Below are 24,706 nucleotides of genomic sequence, written 5' to 3' on the forward strand. Positions count from 1 at the left end.
TCCCCCGTCGATACGGGGGAGGCGACTCACGAGTTACAGGATCGTCCAGGGGTCCGAGCCGGCCAGCAGCGCCCCGAGCGCGTCCTCACGGTCGTCGACGGTCGCGGACGCGGCGGCGACCTGAGACCGGACGACCGAGTCGTAGGTCGGGCGCGTGATCGAACGCAGCACCCCGATCGGGGTGTGGTCGAGGTTCTCACCGGACAGACGCGACAACGCGAACGCGTACGACGGGTCGGTGACGGTCGCGTCGTGGACGACGATGTCGGCGGCGTCGACGTCGGCCGTCGCGGCGACCTCGATGCCCCAGCCCGCGCGAACGACGCAGTACTGGCCGTCCGCTCCGAACGTGATCGGCCGACCGTGTTCGAGACGGATCAGCGACGCGTCCCGCGACTCGGGCGACTTGAGCACCTCGAAGGCGTCGTCGTTGAAGATCGGGCAGTTCTGGTAGATCTCGACGAAGGCGCTGCCTTCGTGTTCGGCGGCCGCGCGCAGGACCTGCTGGAGGTGCTTGCGATCCGAGTCGAGCGTCCGCGCCACGAAGGACGCTTCGGCGCCGAGCGCGAGCGACAGCGGGTTGAACGGCGCGTCGGCCGAACCCACCGGCGTCGACTTCGTGACCTTGCCGACCTCGCTCGTCGGCGAGTACTGGCCCTTCGTCAGGCCGTAGATCCGGTTGTTGAACAGGAGGATCTTCAGGTTGACGTTGCGACGCAGCGCGTGGATGAGGTGGTTGCCGCCGATCGACAACGCGTCACCGTCGCCGGTGACGACCCAGACCGACAGGTCGTCGCGGGAGGTGGCGAGGCCCGTCGCGATCGCGGGCGCGCGGCCGTGGATCGAGTGCATCCCATAGGTGTTGAGGTAGTACGGGAAGCGGGAGGAACAGCCGATGCCGGAGACGAAGCAGATCTTCTCGCGTTCGAGTCCGAGTTCCGGGAGGAACGACTGGACGGCGGCGAGGATCGCGTAGTCACCGCAGCCCGGGCACCACCGGACCTCTTGGTCGCTCTTGAAGTCCTTCGGTTTGAGCGTCAACTTGACGGGCTCAGACATTCTTCACGACCTCCTCCAGGACCGCTTCGAGTTCCTGGGATGTAAACGGCAGTCCTCGGACCTGGTTGTAGCCGACGATGTCGGCGTCGTACGTGGATTTCAGGACGGCCGACAACTGGCCGAGGTTCATCTCCGGGACGACGACCTTGTCGTAGGAGGCGAGCACCTCGCCGAGGTTCTTCGGCAGCGGGTTCAAGTGCCGCAGGTGCGAGCGGGCGATCGACACGCCCCTGGCGCGAACGGCGCGAACGGCCGCGCCGATCGGCCCGTACGTGGAACCCCAACCGAGGACGAGCACGTTCGCGGTCTCGCCCGGGTCGTCGACGAGCAGGTCCGGCACGTCGATCGCGGCGATGCGGGCCGCGCGCGTGCGAACCATGAAGTCATGGTTGTCCGGGTCGTAGGAGATGTCGCCGGTGCCGTCCTTCTTCTCCAGGCCGCCGATGCGGTGCTGGAGGCCCGGCGTGCCGGGGACTGCCCACGGTCGGGCCATCGTCTCCGGGTCGCGCTTGTACGGCCAGAAGACGCTCGTGCCGTCGGCTTCGACGTGGTTCGGTTCCGTCGCGAACTCGACGGTGAGGTCGGGCAGGTCCGCGACCGACGGCAGGCGCCACGGCTCGGAGCCGTTCGCGAGATAGCCGTCCGACAGGAGCATGACGGGGGTGCGGTAGGTCAGCGCGATCCGGCACGCCTCGATGGCGGCGTCGAAGCAGTCCGACGGGGACTGCGCCGCAACAACCGGCATCGGGGCCTCGCCGTGGCGGCCGTGAAGCGCCATCATGAGGTCGGCCTGCTCGGTCTTCGTCGGCAGCCCCGTCGACGGGCCGGCGCGCTGCACGTCGACGACGACGAGCGGCAGTTCCAGCGCGACCGCCAGCGAGATCGTCTCCGACTTCAACGCGATACCGGGGCCGGAGCTCGTGGTGACGCCGAGCGCTCCACCGTAGGAGGCGCCGAGGGCGGCGCCGACGGCGGCGATCTCGTCTTCGGCCTGGACCGTCGTCACGCCGAAGCGCTTGTGCTTACTGAGTTCGTGCAGGATGTCCGACGCGGGCGTGATCGGGTACGCGCCGAGGAAAACGGGCAGTTTCGATCGAACGCCGGCCGCGACGAGCCCGTACGCGAGCGCGAGGTTGCCGGTGATGTTCCGGTACGTGCCGGGGGCGAGGGTCGCGGGCGGGACCTCGTACCGGACCGCGAAGGTCTCGGTGGTCTCGCCGTACGCGTGCCCGGCTTTCAGCGCGGCGACGTTGGCGCGCGCGATCTCGGGGCGGGCGGCGAACTTGCGGTCGATGAACGAGATGGTCGTTTCGATCGGTCGCGAGTACAGCCACGAGATGAGGCCGAGCGCGAACATGTTCTTCGCGCGGGCGGCCTCGTTCTTGCCGATGTCGAAGTCGGTGAGCGCGCTGATCGTCAGGGATGTCAACGGAACCGCGTGCAGCTGGTAGTCGTCGAGGCTGCCGTCTTCGAGCGGGTTCGACGCGTACGCGACCTTCTTGAGGTTGCGTGGCGTGAACTCGTCGGAGTTGACGACGATGGTCGCGCCGCGCGGCAGGTCTCCCATGTTGGCCTTGAGCGCGGCCGGGTTCATCGCGACGAGGACGCCGGGGGCGTCGCCGGGGGTCAGGATGTCGGTGTCGGCGAAGTGGATCTGGAAGCTCGACACTCCGGGGAGGGTGCCCGCTGGTGCGCGAATTTCGGCCGGGAAGTTAGGCAAAGTGGATAGATCGTTGCCGAGCTTGGCGGTTTCTGCCGTAAACCGGTCACCGGTCAACTGCATGCCGTCGCCCGAGTCACCCGCGAACCGAATGACGACCCGATCCAACTGCCGGACGGTGTTCACCTTTAAGCACTCTCCTTGGCGGGCTCATTGCCGACCGGACGGCGACGGACTTTGCCCGCCCCTTCTTACACTCGCGATCGTACGTCGCGACACTGGGGATCCGAACGATGTGGGACGGGTGACACCCATCGCGGGGCTGAGAACCAAGGGCCGTAACGCTTCTGAAACACGTCGAGACGGTGTCGTCCCGTGTCGTGGGGGTGTTGGGGCGCACGGCGACCCGACGACGACGCCCCAAGTAGGGGTGTCCTCGTCGGGATACGACAAAACCGCACGCGTGACGGCGTACGGGTTCTAGTCCTGCGGCTCGGAGTCGTCCGGGTCGTGCGTCCTCGGGCCGTCCGGTGGTGGACTGGTCCGGTCTTCGTTCGGCTGGGGGGTCGAGGTGTCGCCAGGTGGGTCTGGTGATTCCTCACCTGGCGACGCGCTGCCGTCACCGCCAGGGTCTGTCGGTGGCGGGCTGGTGCCGTCTCCGGGTCCGGTGGTCTCGGTGAACTCCTCGCCGTCGAAGGCGAAGTGGCGGATCTTCTTCTTGTCCTGGCCGCCGTCGGCCATGCTGAGCGTGACGACGGTGTCCTGCGCGTCCTTCACCTCGATCGCCTCGCCGGGTTCCTCTTCGGCGTAGACGAACGCGACCGACGTGAACTGGTCGTCCTCTTGCGACAAGGCGATGACGCCGGGGACGTCGCCGCACGCAACGGGGACGATCACCTCGTCGCCGTCGACGCCGTCGAGGTTGGTGGACTTGGCGTGCGTGTTGTTGGGGAGCAGCACCCACGCGCCGTTGGGGGTCGGGGAGTCGGTGATCGGGGGGAGCGAGTGCGGGTCGTCGTCGTCCGGCGGGGTGAACCGGAATTCCCCGGCGGGGCACTGCTCGCCGAGTTCGCCGGGCCACGCGGGCAGGGACACGGTCCGGGCGAGTAGTTCCGCCTCGACCGGGTCGGGGCTCGCGGGCACGTCGGTTCCCGGGGCCGAGTCCGTCGAGGTGCTCGACTGGTTGAGCGTGTCGGGCGCGCTCGACTCGTCCGAGCCGATCGCTTCCACGTTGCCGCTCGGTGAACTCGTCATCGTCTGCGTGATCGCGACGCCGGACAGCATGAGTCCGGTGCACGCGAGCGCGGCGACGGACACCGACAGGGCGCGCCGCCGGGGACGCCGGGGGGCGCGCGCCATGAGCGCGGTGGCCGATGGCGGGGTGAACGAAATGGGGGCTTCTGCGCGGTAGGCCGCGAACGCCGAGGTCACGATGTCCTCGGGTGCCGGCTTCGGTCGTGGGCGTTGCCGGAACGGGTCAGGCACGGCGTGACACCTCCCCTGGTCTGCGGGTGGTCTCGGGCTCCTCGTTTTCGGTGAGGTACTGGGCCAGTTCGGTCCTGCCCCGGTGCAGCCACGACTTGACGGTGCCTTCTTTGGCTCCGGTCTGTCGGGCGATGTCGGCGATCGACATGTCACCGAGGTAGTGCAGGACGACGGCCCGCCGCTGCTTCTCGGGGACCTTGCGGAGGGCCTCGACAAGGGCGACGTGGTCGGGGCTCATGCCGGGGTGCGGCTCGGGCGCGGAGCTGCGTTGGAGGAAGCGTCTGGCGACCGCCACGCGGCGGTGTCGGCTGGTGGCGAGGTTCCACGCGACACGGCGGACCCAGGCGAGGGGTTCGTCGTAGTCACCGATGGTGTCCCAGCGTTGCCAGGCTCGGAGGAACGCTTCTTGAACGATGTCCTGGGCCTCACTCGAATCCGAGGTGTAGGCATAGATTTGGGCAGCCAGTTCGGAGAAACGCGACTCATAGAGCGCGATGAACTCCGCTTCCGACTGCACGCGCACTCCGTCACGTATCGACACACGATCCGCCGCACCTGCGGGTTCGCGGGTCGCGGCAGGTCCCATTTTCCCTGCCGCCTTGGGCGAGGTACGGGCAGGGGGGTAATCGATGCCGATGGGCACGGCTCCGCCGAGAGCGAACGTGCTCGCCATCGCCTGTCTCCTCACGTGTCGACTACGCGCGTTTTATCTGAGCACAACACGCGCCGAACCCATGATCGGTTGCGACGCGTGCGTCACACCGCCTACCGAGTTCGTATCGATCGCGAAGGGGAGACCGGTGTCGCGACCTCCGGTTCTCCTCGACCACTCGGCGAGGGTCGGCGTGGACTGTCGCGGAGATCGCATCGGGGGTGCCCGCGTCCGTCGCGCCGCGTCGACGTGGCGGCTCGGTCTCGCGCGATCCCGGCGGTGAGGAGCGGCGGGCGGGAACCCGACGCTTCCTTCCCCGGGGCGGAGGTGAGGCGGATGAGGCGGGTGGGGAACCTCGCTCTCCGATTCGTTGACCAGGCAAGCGATAATCGGCGCTGCCCACAACCATCGCCATCATGGAATAAGGACCATCATGAGTTATCCCCCGCAGGGCGGATACGGGCAGCAGCCCGGCTACGGATACCCACAAACGCCGCCGTCGTACGGCCACCAGCAACCGACCCCGCAGCCTGGATATCCACAGTATCCAGATGCCGGGTCCACCGGCTGGCTCCGCATCGACGCGAAGTTCTTCTGGATGGCCTGGGTGCTGTTCTTCGTCAAACCGGTCATCATCGTCAACGGTCAGCAGATGCCGAACACCCAGTGGGGGCTCAACACGTTGACGCTGCCCGCGGGAACCCACCATGTCCTCATGTACTTCCCGTGGCTCTTCCCCGCGCAACCGGGTCGCGTCGAACAGTGGATCACCGTCCATCCAGGACAAGCGACGGACGTGGAGTACCGCGCGCCGATCTGGGTGTTCTCACCGGGAAGCCTCGGCCCCGCGCCACAGCCCTACAATGGACTCGGCCTGATGATCGCCATCTACGCGGTGTTCATCCTGGTCTTCCTGGCAATGTGCCTCGGCATGATCAACGCGAGCTCCCGGCCCTACTACTACTGACCACTGCGAATGATCCCTTTTGTCCGAGTCGGTGGATTCCTTGACATTCAAGGAATCCACCGACTCTGGCACGATTGGGCGCATGAGTTATCTCCTCAAGATCGTGGTCACCGCGATTTCTCTGTGGGTCACCACGCTGATCTTCGCCCCCAACATCGACGTTCAGGCCGACGGCGTCGGCGGCGAGATCGGCACGCTGCTGATCGTCGCGCTGATCTTCGGCCTCGTCAACGCGATCATCAAACCGATCATCAAGGTCATCGGCTGCGCCCTCTACGCGGCGTCGCTCGGCCTGTTCGGACTGATCGTCAACGCCGCGCTGTTCCTGCTCGTCGACGTCATCGGAGACCAGTTCAGCGTGCCGTTCCACATCGAGAACTTCTGGTACGCGCTGTTGGGCGCGATCGTCGTGGCCGTCGTGGGCTGGGTTCTGAACCTCGTCGTTCCCGACCCGAGCGACAAGAAGAAAAAGAAGAAGTAACGCGACTTCGCGACCACCCGTTCATCCCCGTGTCACCCTGGGTCCGCCGAATGGCCGTCGGCGGACCTCAAGGTTGTCCCGTAACCCGGCAACTCGGCTGAGGTGACGGGACAACCTTCCACGTCCGTCTCGCAGCCGCAACACACACGACTCGCGAGGAGTACACGGACGTGACACACCAACGGCGACGCCTACCACTGCTCGACAGCTCCATCCGCCACGGAAATCGCAGCCGCGAAACCTGCCGGTTCCGCTGCGGCAACGCCTGCGATCACCCGGTCCCCAACACCTCCACCAACACGTACTTCGGCGACCTCGCCGCGTCGCGGCGGAACCTGCTGCGGGCCGGCTCCGTCGGGGCGCTCGTCGTCGGCGCCGGAGCGCTCGCGTCGCCCGGCGCGGCCGGCGCCACCGAAGTCGACGACTCGACCGTGGCGGGGCCGACCGCCGATCGATCCCACGCCACCGGGGAGCTGAGCTTCTCCCCCGTCCCGCCCAACACGCTCGACACCGTCGTCGTCCCCAACGGATACGACCACAACGTGATCATCGACTGGGGCACGCCCATCACGCGCGGCGCCCCACGTTTCGACATCGACGCCCAGACCGAGAAGGCCCAACGTGGACAGTTCGGCTACAACTGCGACTACGTCGGCGTACTCCCCCTGAACCGCAAGGGCACGCGCGCGCTGCTCGTCGTCAACCACGAGTACACCAACGAGAACCTGATGTTCCGCGAATACCTCGGCGGTGACGCCGCCCCGCTGGAGCAGATTCGCGTGGCGATGGCCGCGCACGGCATGTCCGTCGTCGAGATCGTCAAGGACAAGGACACGGGCCGCTGGACGACGACGATGGAGCGCGACGGCTCCTACGGCAAGGACAATCGGCGTATCCACCTCGGCACGAAGTTCGCGTTCACCGGGGCCGCGGCGGGTCATCGACTGCTGCGAACGACCGCCGACCCGGCCGGGACTCGCCCGATCGGCACCCTGAACAACTGCGCCGGTGGACGGACCCCCTGGGGAACCGTCCTCTCCGGCGAGGAGAACTTCAACCAGTACTTCGTCGGCGGTGACGGCGTCGCGGACGACGCGAAACCAGCACTGAAACGGTACGGCTTCGACGTCGCCTCGCACCACGGCGACGACAACCGGCGCTTCGACCGCGCCGAGGAGCGCTTCGACCTGTCGAAGCACCCCAACGAGGCCAACCGGTTCGGGTGGATCGTCGAGATCGACCCGTTCGACCCGGACTCGACGCCCCGCAAGCACACGGCGCTCGGTCGTTTCAAGCACGAGGGCGCGAACGTCATCATCGCCGACGACGGCCGGGCCGTCGCGTACATGGGCGACGACGAGCGTTTCGACTACCTGTACAAGTTCGTGTCGGACAAGAAGATGCGCGAGGGCGACTCCGCGAAGGACCGCGCGCACAATCTGACGCTGTTGGAGACGGGCACCCTGTACGTCGCGAAGCTGTCGTTCACGTCGGGCGACGAGATCGACGGTTCCGGGCGGTTGCCGTCCGACGGCGCCTTCGACGGCGCCGGCGAGTGGATTCCGCTGGTGCGGAACCAGACGTCCTTCGTGGATGGTTTCACGGCGGCGGAGGTGCTGATCCACACGCGGCTCGCGGCGGACGCCGTCGGACCGACCAAGCTGGACCGGCCCGAGGACGTGGAACCGAACCCGGTGACGGGCAAGGTGTACGCGGCCCTGACGAACAACACCGCCCGCGGCACCGACGGGAAGCCGGGGGCGGACGAGGCGAACCCGCGCAACGCCAACAAGCACGGTCACGTCCTTGAGCTGACCGAGCAGGGCAACGACGCGGCGGCGACGCGGTTCACGTGGAACCTGTTCATGGTGTGCGGCGACCCGGCCGAGCCGTCGACGTTCTTCGCCGGTTTCGGCAAAACGAAGGTCTCGCCGATCTCCTGCCCCGACAACGTCGCGTTCGACGCTTCGGGGAAGAACCTGTGGGTGTCGACCGACGGCAACGCCTTGGGCGCCAACGACGGCCTGTTCGCGGTGCCGTTGAGTGGGCCGGAACGGGGCTGGCTGCGGCAGTTCCTGACCGTTCCGACCGGCGCCGAGACCTGCGGTCCGTTCGTCACCGACGACAGCCTCAGCGTCTTCGTCGCGGTCCAACACCCCGGCGAGGTCGATGGGGCGACAGTGGACAATCCCGCGTCGACGTGGCCGAACGGCGATTACGCGAAACCCGGCGTGGTGTGCGTGTGGCGGCTCGACGGCGCGCGGATCGGCCGATAAGCAGGACCGGAAACCGGTGCCTGACGCGCCCTGGCGCGCCGGGCACCGGTTCACAGCAGTGGTTGCAGTTCCTCGGCGGCGCGTTCGAGGCGATTCTTGACCCGAGCACCGAAGATCCGCAGCTCCGCCAGTGGCATGGTGCATGCGATGACGGTGCGGTAGCGCTGGTCGGGGTCATCGCGGACGACCGACGCGGCGCAGCCGACGCCCTCGCGAAACTGACCGACCTCTGTGTAGACCCCGCGAGTCGCCAACCGGGCGAGGTCGTATTCGAGTTCACGCGGTTCGATCACCGTCGACGAGGTGTAACGCCGCATGCCCGTCTGTGCCAGGTTTCGCTTGCGTTCCGGGCCGGTCATCGTCGACAGCAGCGCCTTGCCAAGGGCGGTGGCATGGGCGCCTTCGTCGAAACCGAGAATCAGATCCTCCACATGCGGGGATCGGGTGCCTTCCGTGACAGCGGTGATGGCTACACGGCCGTCGATCATGCGACCCAGGTAATGGCTGTACCCGGTGTCACCGGCGGTGCGGCGCAACACTTCCGACACCGTGGCCGGACCGCGCATGGCCGCCGCGAGATCGGCGTAACGGTCGGAGACCTTGAGGCCCACCTGGAATCGTCCGTCGTCGGTCTTCGTCAAATAGCCTTCGTACGTCAACGTCCGCACCAGGTGGTACGTCGTCGGAAGCGTCAGTTCACACGCCCGCGCGATCTGCTTGGCGTACATCCCGGAGGGCGTCGATCCGATCGTCTCCATGACACGCAGCGCACGACGAACGCTTTGGATCAGGTCCGTAGGTTCAGGCTTCTTCCCGCCCGGCGTAGCCGCCGAGCGTTTAACGTGGCCCCCAGCCATCTTGTCATTCCCACCTTCTCTGTCACTCCCCGTGCCTTGAACGCGTGATCTGTTTTCGTTGACTTGTATCGCATGCGCGGCCCGAGTGTCCACCACGTCACGGCCGCACATCATCTCATCGTCATCACCGCCATCGGCGAGGTGTCCTCCAGTTAGATCGCTGCACGATGCACCGGCCATTTTGATTGTTTCGCCAGGTGCGCCGAGTAACAACCGTTGTGGCGGTTGGCTTGCAGGCAGCATATGCGTCATTTCCCGCGTTGACTAGACGCCTGTGCAAACCGCATCAACAGGTTCGACTCAACTGGCCGCTCGAGGATGGACGCCCCACCGTCTCCCACGAAACGATAGGCGAATCGAAGCGCGGAGGCGTATCGGCAGTACAACGGCGCGTCATCTCTCTTAAGTAGAACGATCGCGACGGCCCCCGGACGCGGCCTTGCCCCGATCAACCCCTCGAATTCAGAAAACCGGACCCGGCGTTATCGCTATTTGAAATCGAGCGGGTGGCGGATCGCCTCACCACGGGCGATAGTTGCTCATGTCCATGTGATGCGGACTAGAAACACCCGGTTTTCGGATGTTGCCCCACCTGCACATCATCCAAAACCAACGGCGAGTCGTTTCCCACCAACACTCGCCGTACGCCGCGGCGGGAGGGTTCCTCACCCCACCAAACCTTCCCGCCGCGGCATCCACTCCTCTCTCTTCCGGCGTGAACGCCGATCTCACCTCGCCACCGCCCGCAAGACGGCGGAGTAGCGTGTCTGCCCGTGCCATCAACGCAACCCACACCGTTCCGCGCCGGTACCGCAGCGCTCACCACCACCGTCGCGACCGTGTGCCCGGTGTTCCTCGTCGGCGGCCTCAGCGTCCAGATCACCGGAGACCTCGGCATCACCGCGGCCGGGCTCGGCCTCGTCGTCGGCCTGTACTTCACCGCCAGCGCCATCGTGAGCGTCTACACCGGACGGCTGGTGGAACGCGTCGGCGCCCGCACCGCCGGACGGGCGGCGATCATCCTGTCCGCCGTCACGCTCCTCGGTATCGCAACGTCGACGAACCTGACGACCCTCATCGCCTGGATGGTCCTGTCGGGCCCCGCCAACAGCCTCGGTCAACTCGCCTCCAACGCGCTGCTCGCGCGACGCGTCCCCGCCCACCGGCAAGGCCTCATGTTCGGTGTCAAACAGGCCGCGGTCCCGTTTTCGACGACCCTGGCGGGTATCGCCGTTCCCGTCGTCGCGCTGACGCTCGGCTGGCAGTGGGCGTTCGTCCTGGCCGCGGCCCTCGCCCTGACGGCGCTGCCGGTGCTCCCGGCGACACCGCGCGCCACCGACTCCGCGAACACGCCCGCGCCGGGCCGCGCGAAGCCCAGCACCGGTCTCATCGTCGTGACCGTCGCCGCCGCCCTCGGCGCGACGGCCGCCAATCCGCTCGGTTCGTTCATCGCCGAGTACGGCGTCGACCGTGGACTGTCCGAGGCGACGGCCGGCCTGACCGTCACGCTCGGCGGCTTCGCGGGCCTCATCGCCCGCATCAGCGTCGGCTGGCTCGCCGACCGACGCACCGGTGGACGCCTCACCATGGTCGCCGTCATGCTCGCCACGGGCGCGGTCGGTCTCGCCCTGCTCGCCGCTCCGACGGTGTGGACCATCCCCGTCGGCACCGCGATCGGCTTCGCCCTCGGCTGGGCGTGGCCGGGCCTCCTCAACTTCGCCATCTCCCGACGACACCCCGAGGCTCCGGCGGCGGCCACCGGCATCACTCAGACCGGCGTCTACCTCGGCGGTGGCCTGGGACCGTTGGCTTTCGGCGCGATCGTCGAACTGTGGAGCTTCCCCGTCGCGTGGATGTCCATGGCCGTGTTGATGGCGATCGCGGCCGTCACGACCGTCATCGGCCGTCAGCTGCTGCTGCGCGCCACGCCATAATCACGGCCGGGGCGACACCGTTACCGAACTCGACAAGTATCGTGGTGGCGTGGTGAGCTTGGCGCAGCGCAGAACCCTTCTGGAGTTCGTCGACCCGTCCTTGGAGCAGTCCGTCACGAACGGACTCGACATGGTGGAGCGGCGGCTGTACGAAGTCGTCGACACGGGGGACGAGTTCCTCACTGAAGCGAGTTCGCACCTGTTCAAGGCGGGTGGCAAGCGATTCAGGCCGATGCTCGTCTTCACAGCCGCGCACTTCGGTGATCCGGCCGCCGAGGGCATCGCGGAATCCGCGCTCGTCATCGAACTGACCCACCTCGCGACGCTGTACCACGACGACGTCATGGACGAGGCCGCGATGCGTCGCGGCGCCCCCAGCGCCAACTCCCGGTGGGGCAACGCCATCGCGATCCTCGCCGGCGACTACCTCTTCGCGATCGCGTCGGAGCTCGTCGCCGACTTGGGCGCCGACGTCGTCCGAACCCAGGCGAGGACGTTCGCCCGGCTCGTCCACGGCCAGATCTCGGAGACCGTCGGAGCTCCCGAAGACGCCGACCAGATCCAGTGGTACCTGCACGTCCTCGCGGAGAAGACCGGCTCGCTCATCGCCACGGCGGCCCGGCTCGGCGCGCAACTCGCGAAGGCCCCGAGCGAAGTCGTCGAAGCCCTCGCCGAGTTCGGCGAGATCATCGGCGTCGCGTACCAACTGTCGGACGACCTGCTCGACATCGCCTCCGACGGCGACACCAGCGGCAAGACCCAGGGAACCGACCTCATGGAAGGCATTCCCACGCTGCCGGTCCTGTTCGCACGGACGAGCGACGACACCTCGGAACGACTCCGGGAACTGCTCTCCGGCCCCGTCGCCGAGGAGGACCTCGCCGAGACCCTGCGACTGCTGCGCGAGTCCTCCGCGATGGATCGGGCGCGCGAGGTGCTCGACACCTACTGCAACGACGCCAAGACGATCGCGCTCGGGCTACCCGAGTGCCCGGCACGGGACGCGCTCCTCGGCATCTGCGACTACATGGTGGCCCGCTCCAGCTGAGCATCGGTGCTCACGACCTCGCCGCCCTCACGGGTGCGTGTGCTGTTTCGCCGTGTCACGGCATCACCTCCATCATCCACTCCCCTTTCAACGTTGACGTTCGCCCGATGGGCCCCGTTCACGACCACTCCGCGGTTCCGGCGGTGGGCATCACCCACCCCGCCGAGCAGCGCCTCCGCGACCACCCCTGGTTCGGGCCTTCTCATTAGGTAAACGTTCGCCGACGTCGTTTTGTGAGATCGGATCCCCGAAATTTCGGCCCCGATCGGCGTTGAAGTCGGGACAGCCTTCAGCGGCCAGGTGAACGCGGCAACTTCGCCGACACCACGATCGCGCCGACCAGCGCCGACAGCAACAGCACCGACAGCAGTTCGAACGGAAGCACCCATTCGCCGAAGATGCTGCGCCCCAATTGTTCCGCGGACCCGGGCTCGACGACCGCCATGTCGACGAGCCGCCACCCGAAGGCGTCGACCAGAACCGCCGACAAGCCGAGGCCGACGCCCGCGCCGCACAGCGCGGCCGGGAGGCGCCGCCGATCGAGTTCCGTGCTGGCCCCGATCGGCGCCTTCGTCAGCATCACCGCGAACAGCAGGAGCACCACGATCGCTCCGATGTAGATCAATACCTGGACCCACGCGACGAACTCCGCGGTCAACACGAGGAAGCACGCCGCCAGGCCACCGAGTGCCATCACGAGCCACAGGCCCGCGCGAACGAGGTGTGCCGTCGTCACGACCCGCAGGGCGCTGCCGACGGTCAACGCGCCGAACGCGATCAGCAGGGCGTCGGTGATCGTCATCGGGCCTGCCGCTTCGTCACCGTCGACTCCTCCTTGGCCGGAGCCCCGATCGGGTCGTGCGCGGCCGGGGCCGGAACGGTGTCGATCCAGTCGCCGAGCCGGTCCCGGTCGTGTAGGAGGTCGCGAATGTCGTGCTCGGCGTACTCGAATTCGGGGGACCAGTACAACGCGTCGAACGGGCACACCTCGATGCAGATCCCGCAGTACATGCACAGCGAGAAGTCGATGTCGAAGCGATCCAGGACGTTGCGCTGCCGGGCGCGGGCCGCGCCCGGCACCTCCACCGTCTCCTTGTGCGAGTCGATGTAGATGCACCAGTCGGGACACTCCCTGGCGCACAGCATGCAGACGGTGCAGTTGGCGTCGAGCAAGGCGATGACGCCTCGACTGCGCGGGGGCAACGGGGGCGACTCGTCCGGGTACTGCTGGGTGTGCGCGGGGGCGACCATCCGCTTCACCGTGACGGCGAGGCCCTTGGCCAGTCCGCTTCCCGGAATGTTCATGCCTCATCCTGACACGCCGAACCGTCTCCGCGCGCGACCCGCCGTGCCCCGACCGGCGGGGTNCGTCTCCCCCGGAGCTCNCGCTCCGGGGGAGACGGGGGCGAATCACTCCATGTCGGATGGTTCGGCGATCTCGACGACTCCCGCGCCGCGTTCGACGTGGAACCAGCGATCGATCCCCAACTCCCGCAGGAAGTCCAGGTCGTGGCTGGCGACGATCAGCGCGCCCCGATACGCCTGCAACGCCTGCTCCAGCTGCGTCACGCTCAACATGTCGAGATTGTTCGTCGGTTCGTCCAACATCAGCAGTTGCGGCGCCGGTTCCGCGGACAACGCGCCCGCGAGCGCGGTCCGCAGTCGTTCGCCGCCCGACAGTTCCGCGACGGGTTGACCGGCGTGGGTCGATCGGAACTCGCCGGGGCGACCCGTCCTCGACGTCCGCAATCCCAACCGCGCCAGGCGGTTGCGCAGCAAGGCGTCGGGCCGGGTGGGCGCCAGGCGCCGCACGTTCTCGTAGACGGTCGCCGTCTCGTCGAGATGGTCGAGTCGCTGCGAGAGGTACTGGAACGGAACGGCGACAGTGGACACGCCGGCGTCGGTGTCGAGTTCGCCCGCGATGATCCGCAGCAGCGTCGTCTTGCCGGAGCCGTTGTCTCCGACGAGCGCGACGCGTTCGGGCCCGCGCACGTGCAGGTCGACGCCGTCGGCGAACAGTCCGCGAGCGTTCACACCGGACAGTTTGAGGACGTCCCGCCCGGCCGGTATCTCGGTGTCGGGGAGGTCGATCCGGATCGAGGCGTCGCCGCGGACGCGTTCCTCCGCGTCGTCGAGGCGCTCACGTGCCTCCCGCAGATCCTCCTGATGGCCGATCTTCAGTTTCGCGGCGCTGACCTCGGCCGCTCGTTTCCTTGCGCGCATGACGATCCGTGGTTCGCGGTTCGTCTCGAACATCTTCTGCCCGTAGCGCTTTCGCCGCGCGAGCACGACCTGGACGTCGATGAGTTCCTGTTTCTGCTTGTTCATGTCGGCCTTGGCCGTCTTCACGGCCCGACGCGCGGCCTCCTGTTCGACACCGATCGCCTCGAGGTAGACGTCGAGGTTGCCGTGGAACACGCGCAGTTGGCGGTCGCGAAGTTCGGCGACGGTGCCGACGCGTCGCAACAGTTCTCGGTCGTGGCTGACGACCAGGACGGTTCCGGCGAACTCCTCGACGGCCGTGTACAACCGGGCCCGCGCGGAGCGGTCGAGGTTGTTCGTCGGTTCGTCCAGCAGCAGCACCGAGGGCGAGAGCAGCAGGCGACCCGCCAGTCCCACCATCATGGACTCTCCGCCGGACAGCGAGCCGACGGTCCGGTCGAGGTCGACGTGTTCCAGTCCAAGTCGGTCGAGTTCGGCCCGCGCGCGCTCGGCGACGGTCCAGTCGTCGCCGACGGTGGCGAAGTGCGCCTCGTCGACGGAACCGGCCTCGATGGCGCGCAAGGCGTCGAGCCGGTCGGCGATGTCCAGCAGCTCCGCGACGGTCGACTCTGTTCGAATCGGCAGGTCCTGCGGCAGGTACGCGACTTCGCCGCGCACGTCGACGGCGCCCGACGTCGGGGTCAGCTCGCCCGCGATCAGCCGGAGCATGGTGGTCTTGCCGGAACCGTTGTCTCCGACGAGAGCGGTGACGCCGGTGACGGCGCCGTCGATCCCGTCGAACACGGGGGCGCCCTCGGGCCAGGCGAAACCGAGATGGTTGAGGGAAATGGACGCGGTCATGGTGTTCTCCTCCACAGTGGTCGTGTCATCGGGATGAGGAGACACCGCGCGGAGAACGCGAATGGGACAACACTGCGGGAACGAGACCGACGGGCCCAGTCACCTCAGCACTATCGCGGGCGCCAACGACCACGGATGTACATCAACGTGGCGTGCGCGGTGTCCGCGATCAGTGCTTCAAGGGAGGGCTCTTCCGTCGGGAACAGGACGCTGACGAGCATAGGCCATCGCCGAACGGCCCCGCAAGCGCATTGTGCGAGCGGTCACGACCGCAGGCGGGCGGCCCCGTGGTCAGTCGAGTCGACGTTCGAGGACCTGACCGGCCCACTTGCCGTCGTCGACGGTGAACTCCTCGGTGGACGTGAAGCCGTGGCGTTCGTAGAACTCGATGAGCGAGCGGTCCGGGGAGCGGAAGCAGTCGACCCGGAGCAGGCTCAGGCCCCGCTGACGGGCGAGCGTCGCGGCATGGTCGAGCAGGAGGCCGCCGACGCCCAGGCCGGGGCGGGAACGATCGGCGACGAGGAACTTGACGTAGAGCTCGGGCTCCGTCGCCGGCGGGACGTACGAGATGGCCTCACCCACGACGAGCGCCCCCACCACGTCCGTTCCCGCGAGCGCGATGTGGCAGTCGCCTCCGTCGGTGTATCGGGTGATGTGGGCTACGCGGCTGGGAATGTTGGACGCGAGGGTCTCACCCCACTGATCGGTTCTGCCTTCGGCGATGAGCCACCGCATGGCGTTGTCGAGCAGGCCGATGACGGCGGGCGCGTCGGCGACCGAGCCCGCCCGGAGGGTCAAGTTCGTCATGTGGGGTCTCCCGTGGCTTGGGTGCGGACGAGTCACTCGGACTGGTCGAGGTCGGATCGGATCAGGGAGTACAGGCAGAGGTCGACGCGCCGGTCGGCGTTGACTCCGGCGCTGCGCTTGACGCCTTCGAACGTGAACCCGGCCTTCTCGGCGACGCGCCGGGACGCGGTGTTCTCGGGTTCGGCGCACAGTTCGACACGTCCCATGCCGTTGTCGAGGGCCCACCGGGAGAGGAAGATCGTCGCGGTGGTGATGTGGCCGTGCCCGCGTGCGGCGGGCGTCGCCCAGTAACCGATCTCGGTGCTGAGGTATCGCCAGTTGGTGCGCACCAACGACATGGCACCGATGAACTGTCCGTCGACAGTGAACAGTCCCTGGTGGAGTCCATCACCGTCCTCGCGGAGCGCGTGCGACGCGACGGTCGTCCAGTCGATCGCGTGGTCCATCGTGTACGGATAGGGCAGCGGCACCCAGCGTTGCGTCTGCGGGTCATTGCAGCCCTCGGCGACGAGCGGCGCGTCGGCGGCGACGAACGGACGCAGCACCAGCCCGTCGAATGTCGCGGTCAGGGGTTCGAATCTGTCATCTGCCATCGGGGGCTCCTTCGCTCGGTGGCCCCCAGACAACGCCGATCGGCCCGTTCACGCCAGCGAATTTCCGATGGCTCGGCCCCGGCGGGCCGAGCCATCGGCGGGACGTCAGGCCTCGGAGTCGATGCGGGGAGGCACCGGCGAGGACGACTCGTAGTGAATGAGGTCGACGGGCAACGGGAACTCCAGGTTGTCGCCGAACGGCGAACTCGCGGCCACGAGGGGCGAATGGAGTTCAGCGATCGGCAGGTGTCCGGCCTTTACCTGCTTGGTCTTGCTCGGTCGCGTCTTCGTCATGATCGCGATTATTTCAGCTCGTCCACCGTGCCGTGCGGCACGTCGGCGCGACAGCGCATGATCCGCAGGGCCGCAAGGCGAGCGCCCTTCACGAGACCGTACCGATCGACGGCGGCCTTGCCGTAGTGGCTGCACGAGGGCTCGTACCGGCAGACGATCGGCAGGCGGCGCGAGATGTGACGCTGGTAGAGCGTGATGAGCCACAGGCCGAAGGTCGACGGCAGAGACATGAGCCGCCACGTCCGTTGACGGCGAGGACGAGGACGCAGCGCGGCTGGAGACAGCATGAGGACGCTGGCCAGCATGTAGTAGCTGTTCGGGACGCTGTCGGGACTGCTGGCGCCGCCACCACAAGCGTCGTCGCAGGGCCCTCCGATGCCGAAGCCCGTACACGCGCCTTCGCAGCCGCAGGTGTCACAGGATTCCGCGCCGATCTCGCCACAGGCGGCACAGCCAAGAACGTCGTCATTCATGTTTTCTCACTTTGGTCGCACAACGAACCGGGGCTTGGCGACGGGAAACAGCATGGGCCCCATCGTCACCGCGTTCATCATGCCTTACGCGTGCATGCCCTGCGTCTCACTGGGCTCGGCGCGGGACACCCGGACGGATGATCAGGGATGGACGGTTCACCACGTACCGTTGCACGTAATGGCAGCGCGATCCTTCTCATCCGCGACCTCTGGGTCTTTGGCGGCGACCCTACGTTCGTGGACCAACGAGGCATTGGCGGAGCTCGCCGAACGACGCACGGACCTGGTGGTCCCGGCGCCGGTCGGTTTCGATGAGCTCGCCGACCGCGCCCGCACCGTCTTGTCGGTGACTCGGGCGCTTGATCTGTTGGACGCGTTCACTTTGCGAGTCCTGGACGGCCTGCGTCTGATCGCGGTGAACGGTGTCGCCGACGTGGGCCGCCTCGCCACGATCACGCCCGACCGATCCGGAGTGGACGCGGCCGTGGCCCGTATGCGCGCGCTCGCGCTCGTCTGGGGGCCCGACGAGGCGCTGCGGTATCCGTCGAGTGTGGCCGAAGCCGCCGGCCCCTACCCGGCGGGCCTCGGTCGGGACGCGGCCGAACTGAGCGAGGAGTCCGCTCGGCTGGTGGCCGACCCGGCGGCGCTGCGGCGAGCCGTCATGGCGGCGCCGCCGCAGGCGCGAACGGTGCTGGACAGGCTCGCCGAGGGGCCGCCGATCGGAACGGTCGCGGGCGCCTACGAACGTGAGCCCGAGACACCCGTGCGGTGGTTGATCGCGCGTGGTCTCCTCGTGCCGGTCGACGACGACACGGTGGAACTCCCCGGCGAGGTCGGGCGGCTGCTACGTCGGGACGACGGCCCGCTCGGGCGACTGCCGCGCCAGCCGGAACCGGACGGAACGCGGCGACTGTCTCCCGGCGACGTCGACCCGCACGCGGCCGCGCAGGTGATCGAGGCGGTCCGACTGACGGAGGAGCTGCTGACGACGCTCGCCGTCGAACCCGTCACGTCCGTCAAAGCGGGCGGCATGGGAATGCAAGGGCTGCAACGGATCGTGAAGACCGTCGGGGTGACCTTGGCACAGGCGGCGACGTTGCTGGAGGCCGCGTACGCGGCTGGACTGCTCGGTTCGCCGGGCGCGTGGCTGCCGTCCCTGGCGTTCGACGCGTGGCGGTCGAAGACCGTCGAGGAACGGTGGACGCGCCTGGCCAGGGCTTGGCTGGACGCCCCGCGGGACGCGCGGCTCGTCGGCAACCGGACGGCCTCGGGTCGGGGCGCGACGGTGCTCGGCCCCGATTTGACGTCCCTGTCGGCGCCCCGATATCGGCGCCGCGCCCTGGGACTGCTCGCCGAATACGCTCCGGGCACGCCGGTGCCGGAGGACACGGCCGTCGCCATCCTGGCGTGGCGGACGCCGCGTCGACACACCGAGGACGGCGTCCGCGCGGCGCTCGCCCAGGCGTCACTGCTCGGGATCACGGCACGGGACGCGTTGTCGACGTTCGGGCGGCGACTGCTCGACGCCGGAGCGGACGATCCATTGGGGGTGCGCGCCGACGAACCGGACCCGGTCGAGGAGGCGCTGCGGGACGTCCTGCCTCCGGCCACGGAGGAACTCATAGTCCAAAGTGATCTCACGGTGATCGTCCCGGGCCACCCGTCGCCGCTGTTGACGTCGGAGCTGGCGGTCCTCGCCGACGCCGAGTCCCCCACGACGTACCGGGTGTCGCCGGACAGCCTGCGCCGAGCGATGGACGCCGGATACTCCAGCGAGGACATAACGGGCGTGTTCACGCGCCGCTCGCTGACGCCGCTGCCACAGGCGCTGACGTACCTCATCGCCGACGTGTGGAGGCGGCACGGCGGGCTGAGGGTCGGGGAGGTCGGTTCGTACCTGCGCGGCGACGACACGGCCGCGCTCACCGCGATCCTCGCCGACCGTCGACTCGCCCCCGCCCGGCTTCGTCGCCTCTCCGACACGGTGCTCGTGTCCCCCCTGTCGATGACGGAGGTGATGACCTTGCTGCGACGCGGTGGACACGCACCCGTCGCCGAGGACGCGACCGGAGCGATCATCGCCGACCGGACCGAGACGCCTCGCGCCCCGACCGCCTCCCGCCCCGAGGTACCGGCCGATCCGACGCCCCGCCTGCACGGTGCTCCGTTGCACGCGATCATCGACCAGCTGCGCACCGGCGACGAACGCGCCGAACCGGCACCGCCGCGACCGGCCGACGATCTCGTCGAGCTCCTGCGACAGGCCCTGCCGAAGCGTCGTCTCGTCTGGGTCGAGTACGAGGCCAAGCACGGTGAGATGGTCCGCAAGCTGCTCCGCCCGGTGTCGATCGGGTCGGGCTACCTGCGGGCCGAGGACAAGCGCACCGACATGCTGCACACCATCGCGCTGCACACGATCCGCTCGGTGACGATCGCGTCCGTGTGACCCGGAGGCCCACGGAGCCGCCGAACACGCCGACGGCACGGCGGGGTCTCGTCCCACATCCGACACGCCGGTACCGACGGCGCTTCGGCCCGCGCGGCCGGTCGACGCGGCCGAGTCGCCGGCCGCGCGAGTCTCCGGAAATCGTCGTGTCCGTGCCGCCAGGCGCGGGTCGGGGAGTCCGCCAAGCGGAAGAAGTTCCCCGATCCCGGTGTTCGACGCCCCTTGTCCGGAGCACGGTGCGGTGGTTCGACGACGCGACCGTTGGGGTTCCGACGCCGATCCATCGTCGACACGACGGTCTCTGAGGGCTGACATGAGCGCGGTCCCACCACCGACGGGCACCCCGGCGGCGATCGGCGGTTAGGCTGTCGTCATAACGTCAGCGATGTCGAGGGTTGGGCAAACAACGCGAATGGAACTCACTTTTCGCACGCAGGTGGTCGACTCGTGCGCCACAGTGCACGTGACCGGCGAGATCGACATGTACACCGCCTCTGAACTGCGGGAACAACTGTCGGCTCTGTTGTCGTCCGGGGTCACCGAGCTGACCGTCGACGTCGGCGGCGTCGACTTCTGCGATTCGACCGGGCTGGGCGTCTTCATCGGCATCCTTCGTCGACTCCGTGAAGTCAACGGATCGATGAAGATCATCGCGGTTCGGCACCAGCTGATGAAGATCTTCCAGCTGACCGGACTGCACAAAGTCTTCGACATCACCCCGGCCGAGCCCTCGGACGGCTGACGGCATGGACCCGCGCACGGTTCGATTCGGGTTCACGCCCGCGCCAGTGCACGTGCGAACGGCCCGACTCGTGGCCGCCGCCGTCGCACAACGGGCCGGGTTGTCGGGGGAGACCCTCAGCGAGGTGCGCCAAGCCGCGGGCGAGGCGTGTTCGCGTGCCGTCGCCCGCCACCGTCGGCACGGGATCACTCAACTTGTGAGAATGAAGCTGTCAATCGGTGAAAGCTTTGTGACGGAAGTTGCGGATTTTGCTCCGGTTTCGAGCAGTTCCTTGCGCACGTCGGTGACCGATGACACGCACCTCACCGAGGACATGCCCGACGAGGACGCCCTGACCGAGGAAGTCGCCCTCGCCCTCCTCGCCGGTCTCGTCGAGGATCTAGAGGTCATCGTGGCCCCCGGGGGCGACGGAACGACGATCCGGATGACCTGGCCCCGGTAGCGGTCACCGCATCGAACCCCGGACGTAGCACCAGGTGAATCTGGTTACACTCCGCTGGTTATCTCCCCATGCTCATCGGGGATCGAAAATTCCAGGAGAATAAATGTCTCACACGTTGCTTGTCGATGGCGACAGCAGCGCGACCAATGTGGAGATCAGCTACGTGGTCGTCGCGGCCGCGCTCGCGCTGGTAGCCCTCGGGTTCGCTGCGGCACTGGTGAAAGCCGTGCTCGCCACCGGCAAAGGCACCCCGAAGATGCAGGAGATCGCCGGCGCGGTCCAGGAAGGCGCGTCCGCCTACCTGAAGCGCCAGTTCCGCTCCCTCGGGATCTTCGTCGTCGTTGCCGTCATCCTTCTGTGGCTGCTGCCGGTGCACGGCACCGACAACGAAACCATGGTCAAGCTGGGCCGAAGCGCCTTCTTCGTCGTCGGCGCCGGATTCTCGGCGTTCATCGGTTGGGCCGGAATGTCGTTGGCGACCCGCGCCAACCTGCGCGTCGCCGCCGCCGCCCGTGAGGGCAGCCGCACCGGCGCCATGCAGATCGCGTTCCGCACCGGTGGCGTCGTCGGCTTCCTCACCGTTGGTCTGGGTCTGCTCGGCGCGTCCGTCGTCGTCTTCCTCTACAAGGGAGACGCCGCGACCGTTCTCGAAGGCTTCGGCTTCGGCGCCGCGATGCTCGCGATGTTCATGCGAGTCGGCGGTGGCATCTTCACCAAGGCCGCCGACGTCGGCGCCGACCTCGTCGGCAAGGTCGAGCAGGGCATCCCCGAAGACGACCCGCGCAACGCCGCGACGATCGCCGACAACGTCGGTGACAACGTCGGCGACTGTGCCGGCATGGCTGCCGACCTGTTCGAGTCCTACGCCGTCACCCTCGTCGCCTCGCTGATCCTCGGCAAGGCCGCCTTCGGCGACACCGGACTCGTCCTCCCGCTGATCATCGGCGCCGTCGGCGTCGTCACCGCGATCATCGGCGTCGTCATCACGAAGCTGCGCGCCTCGGACAAGAGCGGCCTCACCGCCATCAACCGCGCGTTCTTCATCAGCGCCGTCATCGCCGCGGTCCTGTCCGCGGGTGCCATCATGTGGGCCGTCCCCGCCGACTGGAAGTCCCTCACCGGCTCCGGCCTCACCGCCGACGAGATCAGCCAGATCGCGCTGTCCCCGCAGGCCGTCGCGATCGGCGCCGTCATCCTCGGCATCGTCCTCGCCGCCGCCATCATGGCGCTCACCGGCTACTACACCGAGACCGACAAGCGTCCCGTCAAGGACGTCGCCAAGACGTCGCTCACCGGGCCCGCCACCGTCCTCCTGTCCGGCATCTCGCTCGGCCTCGAGTCGGCCGTATTCTCGGCGCTGCTCATCGCGGCGGGCGTCTACGGCGCGTTCCTGCTCGGCGGCACCATCACGGTCTCGCTCTTCGCCATCGCGCTCGCCGGCTGCGGCCTCCTGACCACCGTCGGCGTCATCGTCGCGATGGACACCTTCGGCCCGATCAGCGACAACGCGCAGGGCATCGCCGAGATGTCCGGTGACATCGACGAGGCCGGGGCTCGCACCCTGACCGACCTCGACGCCGTCGGCAACACCACCAAGGCCATCACCAAGGGCATCGCGATCGCCACGGCCGTTCTGGCCGCGACCGCGTTGTTCGGCTCGTACACCGACGCCATGAAGGTGGCGCTCGCCGACTCCGGCATCAAGGACGTGTCCGCCGAGGTCTTGAGCATGCTCAACCTCGCCGACCCGGCGAACCTCATCGGTGTCGTCATCGGTGCGGCCGTGGTGTTCCTGTTCTCCGGGCTCGCCATCAACGCCGTGTCCCGCTCCGCCGGCGCCGTCGTCTACGAAGTCCGCCGCCAGTTCCGGGAGTTCCCGGGCATCATGGACGGCACGCAGCGTCCCGAGTACGGCCGCGTCGTCGACATCTGCACCCGCGACGCCCAGCGCGAGCTCATCACGCCGGGTCTCCTCGCCGTCCTCGCGCCGATCGCGGTCGGTTTCGGTCTCGGTGTCGGCCCGCTCGCGGCGTACCTCGTCGGCGCGATCGCGTCGGGCGTCCTCATGGCGATCTTCCTCGCGAACTCGGGCGGCGCCTGGGACAACGCGAAGAAGGCCGTCGAGGACGGCGCTCACGGCGGCAAGGGCTCCGACGCCCACGACGCCACCGTCATCGGTGACACCGTCGGCGACCCGTTCAAGGACACCGCCGGCCCGGCGATCAACCCGCTGATCAAGGTCATGAACCTGGTGGCGCTGCTCATCGCGCCCGCCGTGGTCATGTTCTCGGTCGGCGAGACCGCCAACACCGGTATCCGCGTCGGCATCGCCGTCGCCGCGACCGTCGTGATCGTCGCGGCCGTCGCGTGGAGCCGCAGCAAGCCGGTCACGGTCGACGCCAGCGACAACGGCGCCGACACCTCGGACAAGGTGAAGGCGGAGGCCTAAAGGCCCATCCCCGTTCCCGCGGATCGCTTCGCGGCCCGCGGGAACGGGACCGCTCTCAAGCTCGACTCACGGCGGGCGTGCCTCAAGCGAGGCGCGTCCGCCGTTTGCCTGCCCCTGTCATCCTTGGCGCATGCGCGTCCGTCCACTCATCTCCGCCGCCGTCGTTCTCGCGTTGACCGGCTGTAGCTCGACCGCCGACGCGACCGACTGGGCCTCAGACGTCTGTGTCGCGCTCGATCCGTGGCGCACCGAGATCGACACGCTCGCGGCGGAGACCGGGGAGGCGATCAGCGACACGTCGACGCCGCAGGAGACCAAGGACCAACTCCTGGCGCTCCTCAATGGCGCGGCCCAGTCGACCGAGTCGGCATTGCGGGACGTGCAACGCGCGGGCATCCCCGACGTCGACAATGGAGAATCCATCGCGGAGCGTTTCGCGGACTCGCTGCGCGCCACCCGCGACGCGTACCGCGAGGCGCACGACGCGCTGCGGGCGCTTTCGGCCGGGAACGCGGACTTCTATGAGGAGGTCGCGAACGTGATGGCCGACCTCAACACGGCGTATGCGGCGATCCCGCAGGTCGCGGAACTCAACTCGGCCGAGCTGGAGGCCGCGTTCGCCGACGTCGACGCGTGTCGTTGACGACGGGGCGTGTCCGGCCGTCGGGAAATCGGCGACGAATCCGACATGTTCCCGGTCGGTCCGTCATTGGCCCCTGCGAACGCCCATCGCGACGCCGTAGACGCGCGGAATGCGTTGAGGCGACCGGGATGCGCGGACTCCCGCAGCGCCGTCGACCGACGTCCGTGGGCGGGTCACACTCGCGCCGGGGGGACGGCGCGACGTCTGATCAGCGGCTCACATTCGACTCACCATGCCGACGCGTCGATACCTTAGATATAAGGTGCGAGGTGACGCGGCGTCGCCCGCGACGCGTCACCACCGGGCGTGGGGTCCCCTTCGTGACGGGGGGCGCA

Annotated in this window: 22 protein-coding genes; 10 read left to right on the plus strand and 12 right to left on the minus strand. The window is 68.0% G+C overall.

Annotation, left to right across the window (positions count from 1 at the left end):
* Positions 1-33 precede the first annotated feature (33 nt).
* The 4 genes from ACM9NP_RS15195 to ACM9NP_RS15210 all read right to left on the minus strand — a co-directional run bounded on the left by ACM9NP_RS15195 (position 34) and on the right by ACM9NP_RS15210 (position 4,721).
* Entirely contained in the window at positions 34-1,059 is a 1,026-nt protein-coding gene (locus tag ACM9NP_RS15195; protein WP_415647342.1) for a 2-oxoacid:ferredoxin oxidoreductase subunit beta, read from the minus strand.
* On the minus strand, positions 1,052-2,905 hold the full coding sequence (locus ACM9NP_RS15200) for a 2-oxoacid:acceptor oxidoreductase subunit alpha (protein WP_415647343.1): 1,854 nt from the start codon (positions 2,903-2,905) through the stop codon (positions 1,052-1,054). Before ACM9NP_RS15200 ends, ACM9NP_RS15195 begins: the two co-directional genes overlap by 8 nt.
* Positions 2,906-3,199: 294 nt before the next feature.
* On the minus strand, positions 3,200-4,204 hold the full coding sequence (locus ACM9NP_RS15205; protein ID WP_415647344.1) for a hypothetical protein: 1,005 nt from the start codon (positions 4,202-4,204) through the stop codon (positions 3,200-3,202).
* Complete coding sequence (locus ACM9NP_RS15210; protein WP_415647345.1) at positions 4,197-4,721, minus strand: SigE family RNA polymerase sigma factor; 525 nt, start codon at positions 4,719-4,721, stop codon at positions 4,197-4,199. The genes ACM9NP_RS15205 and ACM9NP_RS15210 overlap by 8 nt, the downstream gene beginning before the upstream one ends.
* A 568-nt stretch (positions 4,722-5,289) precedes the next feature.
* Between ACM9NP_RS15210 and ACM9NP_RS15215 the strand changes: the two genes are divergently transcribed.
* The 3 genes from ACM9NP_RS15215 to ACM9NP_RS15225 all read left to right on the plus strand — a co-directional run bounded on the left by ACM9NP_RS15215 (position 5,290) and on the right by ACM9NP_RS15225 (position 8,580).
* Positions 5,290-5,823 (plus strand): hypothetical protein, encoded by a 534-nt coding sequence (locus ACM9NP_RS15215; RefSeq protein WP_415647346.1) that lies wholly within the window; start codon positions 5,290-5,292, stop codon positions 5,821-5,823.
* Between the two features lie 82 nt (positions 5,824-5,905).
* Positions 5,906-6,304, plus strand: a complete 399-nt coding sequence (locus ACM9NP_RS15220; RefSeq protein WP_415647347.1) for a phage holin family protein — start codon at positions 5,906-5,908, stop codon at positions 6,302-6,304.
* A 170-nt stretch (positions 6,305-6,474) separates the two neighbouring features.
* A complete protein-coding gene (locus ACM9NP_RS15225; protein WP_415647348.1) occupies positions 6,475-8,580 on the plus strand; it encodes a PhoX family protein in 2,106 nt (701 codons plus the stop codon).
* A 50-nt stretch (positions 8,581-8,630) separates the two neighbouring features.
* Here ACM9NP_RS15225 and ACM9NP_RS15230 read toward each other — a convergent pair whose 3' ends face one another.
* A complete protein-coding gene (locus tag ACM9NP_RS15230) occupies positions 8,631-9,437 on the minus strand; it encodes an IclR family transcriptional regulator (protein ID WP_415647383.1) in 807 nt (268 codons plus the stop codon).
* A gap of 773 nt (positions 9,438-10,210) precedes the next feature.
* Here ACM9NP_RS15230 and ACM9NP_RS15235 point away from each other — a divergent pair.
* Both ACM9NP_RS15235 and ACM9NP_RS15240 read left to right on the plus strand, forming a co-directional pair.
* Positions 10,211-11,371, plus strand: coding sequence for an MFS transporter (locus tag ACM9NP_RS15235; RefSeq protein ID WP_415647349.1), 1,161 nt, complete (start codon positions 10,211-10,213; stop codon positions 11,369-11,371).
* Positions 11,372-11,501: 130 nt separating this feature from the next.
* Positions 11,502-12,419 (plus strand): polyprenyl synthetase family protein, encoded by a 918-nt coding sequence (locus tag ACM9NP_RS15240; protein WP_415647384.1) that lies wholly within the window; start codon positions 11,502-11,504, stop codon positions 12,417-12,419.
* 289 nt (positions 12,420-12,708) lie between these two features.
* On the opposite strand, the gene ACM9NP_RS15245 is transcribed toward ACM9NP_RS15240, so the two are convergent.
* The 7 genes from ACM9NP_RS15245 to yidD form a co-directional block, all read right to left on the minus strand.
* On the minus strand, positions 12,709-13,221 hold the full coding sequence (locus ACM9NP_RS15245; RefSeq protein WP_415647350.1) for an NADH-quinone oxidoreductase subunit J family protein: 513 nt from the start codon (positions 13,219-13,221) through the stop codon (positions 12,709-12,711).
* Complete coding sequence (locus ACM9NP_RS15250) at positions 13,218-13,724, minus strand: NuoI/complex I 23 kDa subunit family protein (protein WP_415647351.1); 507 nt, start codon at positions 13,722-13,724, stop codon at positions 13,218-13,220. Before ACM9NP_RS15250 ends, ACM9NP_RS15245 begins: the two co-directional genes overlap by 4 nt.
* Before the next feature lie 105 nt (positions 13,725-13,829).
* A complete protein-coding gene (locus tag ACM9NP_RS15255; protein ID WP_415647352.1) occupies positions 13,830-15,482 on the minus strand; it encodes an ABC-F family ATP-binding cassette domain-containing protein in 1,653 nt (550 codons plus the stop codon).
* A 291-nt stretch (positions 15,483-15,773) separates the two neighbouring features.
* On the minus strand, positions 15,774-16,289 hold the full coding sequence (locus ACM9NP_RS15260; RefSeq protein ID WP_415647353.1) for a GNAT family N-acetyltransferase: 516 nt from the start codon (positions 16,287-16,289) through the stop codon (positions 15,774-15,776).
* 32 nt (positions 16,290-16,321) lie between these two features.
* Positions 16,322-16,882: a GNAT family N-acetyltransferase gene (locus ACM9NP_RS15265; protein ID WP_415647354.1), complete on the minus strand. Its 561-nt coding sequence runs from the start codon at positions 16,880-16,882 to the stop codon at positions 16,322-16,324.
* 105 nt (positions 16,883-16,987) lie between these two features.
* Entirely contained in the window at positions 16,988-17,176 is a 189-nt protein-coding gene (locus tag ACM9NP_RS15270) for a hypothetical protein (RefSeq protein WP_415647355.1), read from the minus strand.
* 8 nt (positions 17,177-17,184) lie between these two features.
* Complete coding sequence (gene yidD / locus ACM9NP_RS15275) at positions 17,185-17,649, minus strand: membrane protein insertion efficiency factor YidD (RefSeq protein ID WP_415647356.1); 465 nt, start codon at positions 17,647-17,649, stop codon at positions 17,185-17,187.
* Between the two features lie 178 nt (positions 17,650-17,827).
* On the opposite strand from yidD, the gene ACM9NP_RS15280 reads away from it, so the two are divergent.
* The 5 genes from ACM9NP_RS15280 (at position 17,828) to ACM9NP_RS15300 (ending at position 24,371) form a co-directional block, all read left to right on the plus strand.
* Positions 17,828-20,095, plus strand: coding sequence for a helicase-associated domain-containing protein (locus ACM9NP_RS15280; protein ID WP_415647357.1), 2,268 nt, complete (start codon positions 17,828-17,830; stop codon positions 20,093-20,095).
* A 412-nt stretch (positions 20,096-20,507) separates the two neighbouring features.
* Positions 20,508-20,837: an STAS domain-containing protein gene (locus ACM9NP_RS15285; protein ID WP_415647358.1), complete on the plus strand. Its 330-nt coding sequence runs from the start codon at positions 20,508-20,510 to the stop codon at positions 20,835-20,837.
* A gap of 4 nt (positions 20,838-20,841) precedes the next feature.
* Entirely contained in the window at positions 20,842-21,279 is a 438-nt protein-coding gene (locus tag ACM9NP_RS15290) for an ATP-binding protein (protein WP_415647359.1), read from the plus strand.
* Positions 21,280-21,382: 103 nt separating this feature from the next.
* Positions 21,383-23,728, plus strand: coding sequence for a sodium-translocating pyrophosphatase (locus ACM9NP_RS15295; RefSeq protein ID WP_415647360.1), 2,346 nt, complete (start codon positions 21,383-21,385; stop codon positions 23,726-23,728).
* A 130-nt stretch (positions 23,729-23,858) separates the two neighbouring features.
* Positions 23,859-24,371, plus strand: a complete 513-nt coding sequence (locus tag ACM9NP_RS15300) for a hypothetical protein (protein WP_415647361.1) — start codon at positions 23,859-23,861, stop codon at positions 24,369-24,371.
* Positions 24,372-24,706 lie beyond the last annotated feature (335 nt).

Origin of the sequence: Stackebrandtia soli, from assembly GCF_965137155.1 — a bacterium.
GTDB lineage: Bacteria > Actinomycetota > Actinomycetes > Mycobacteriales > Micromonosporaceae > Stackebrandtia > Stackebrandtia soli.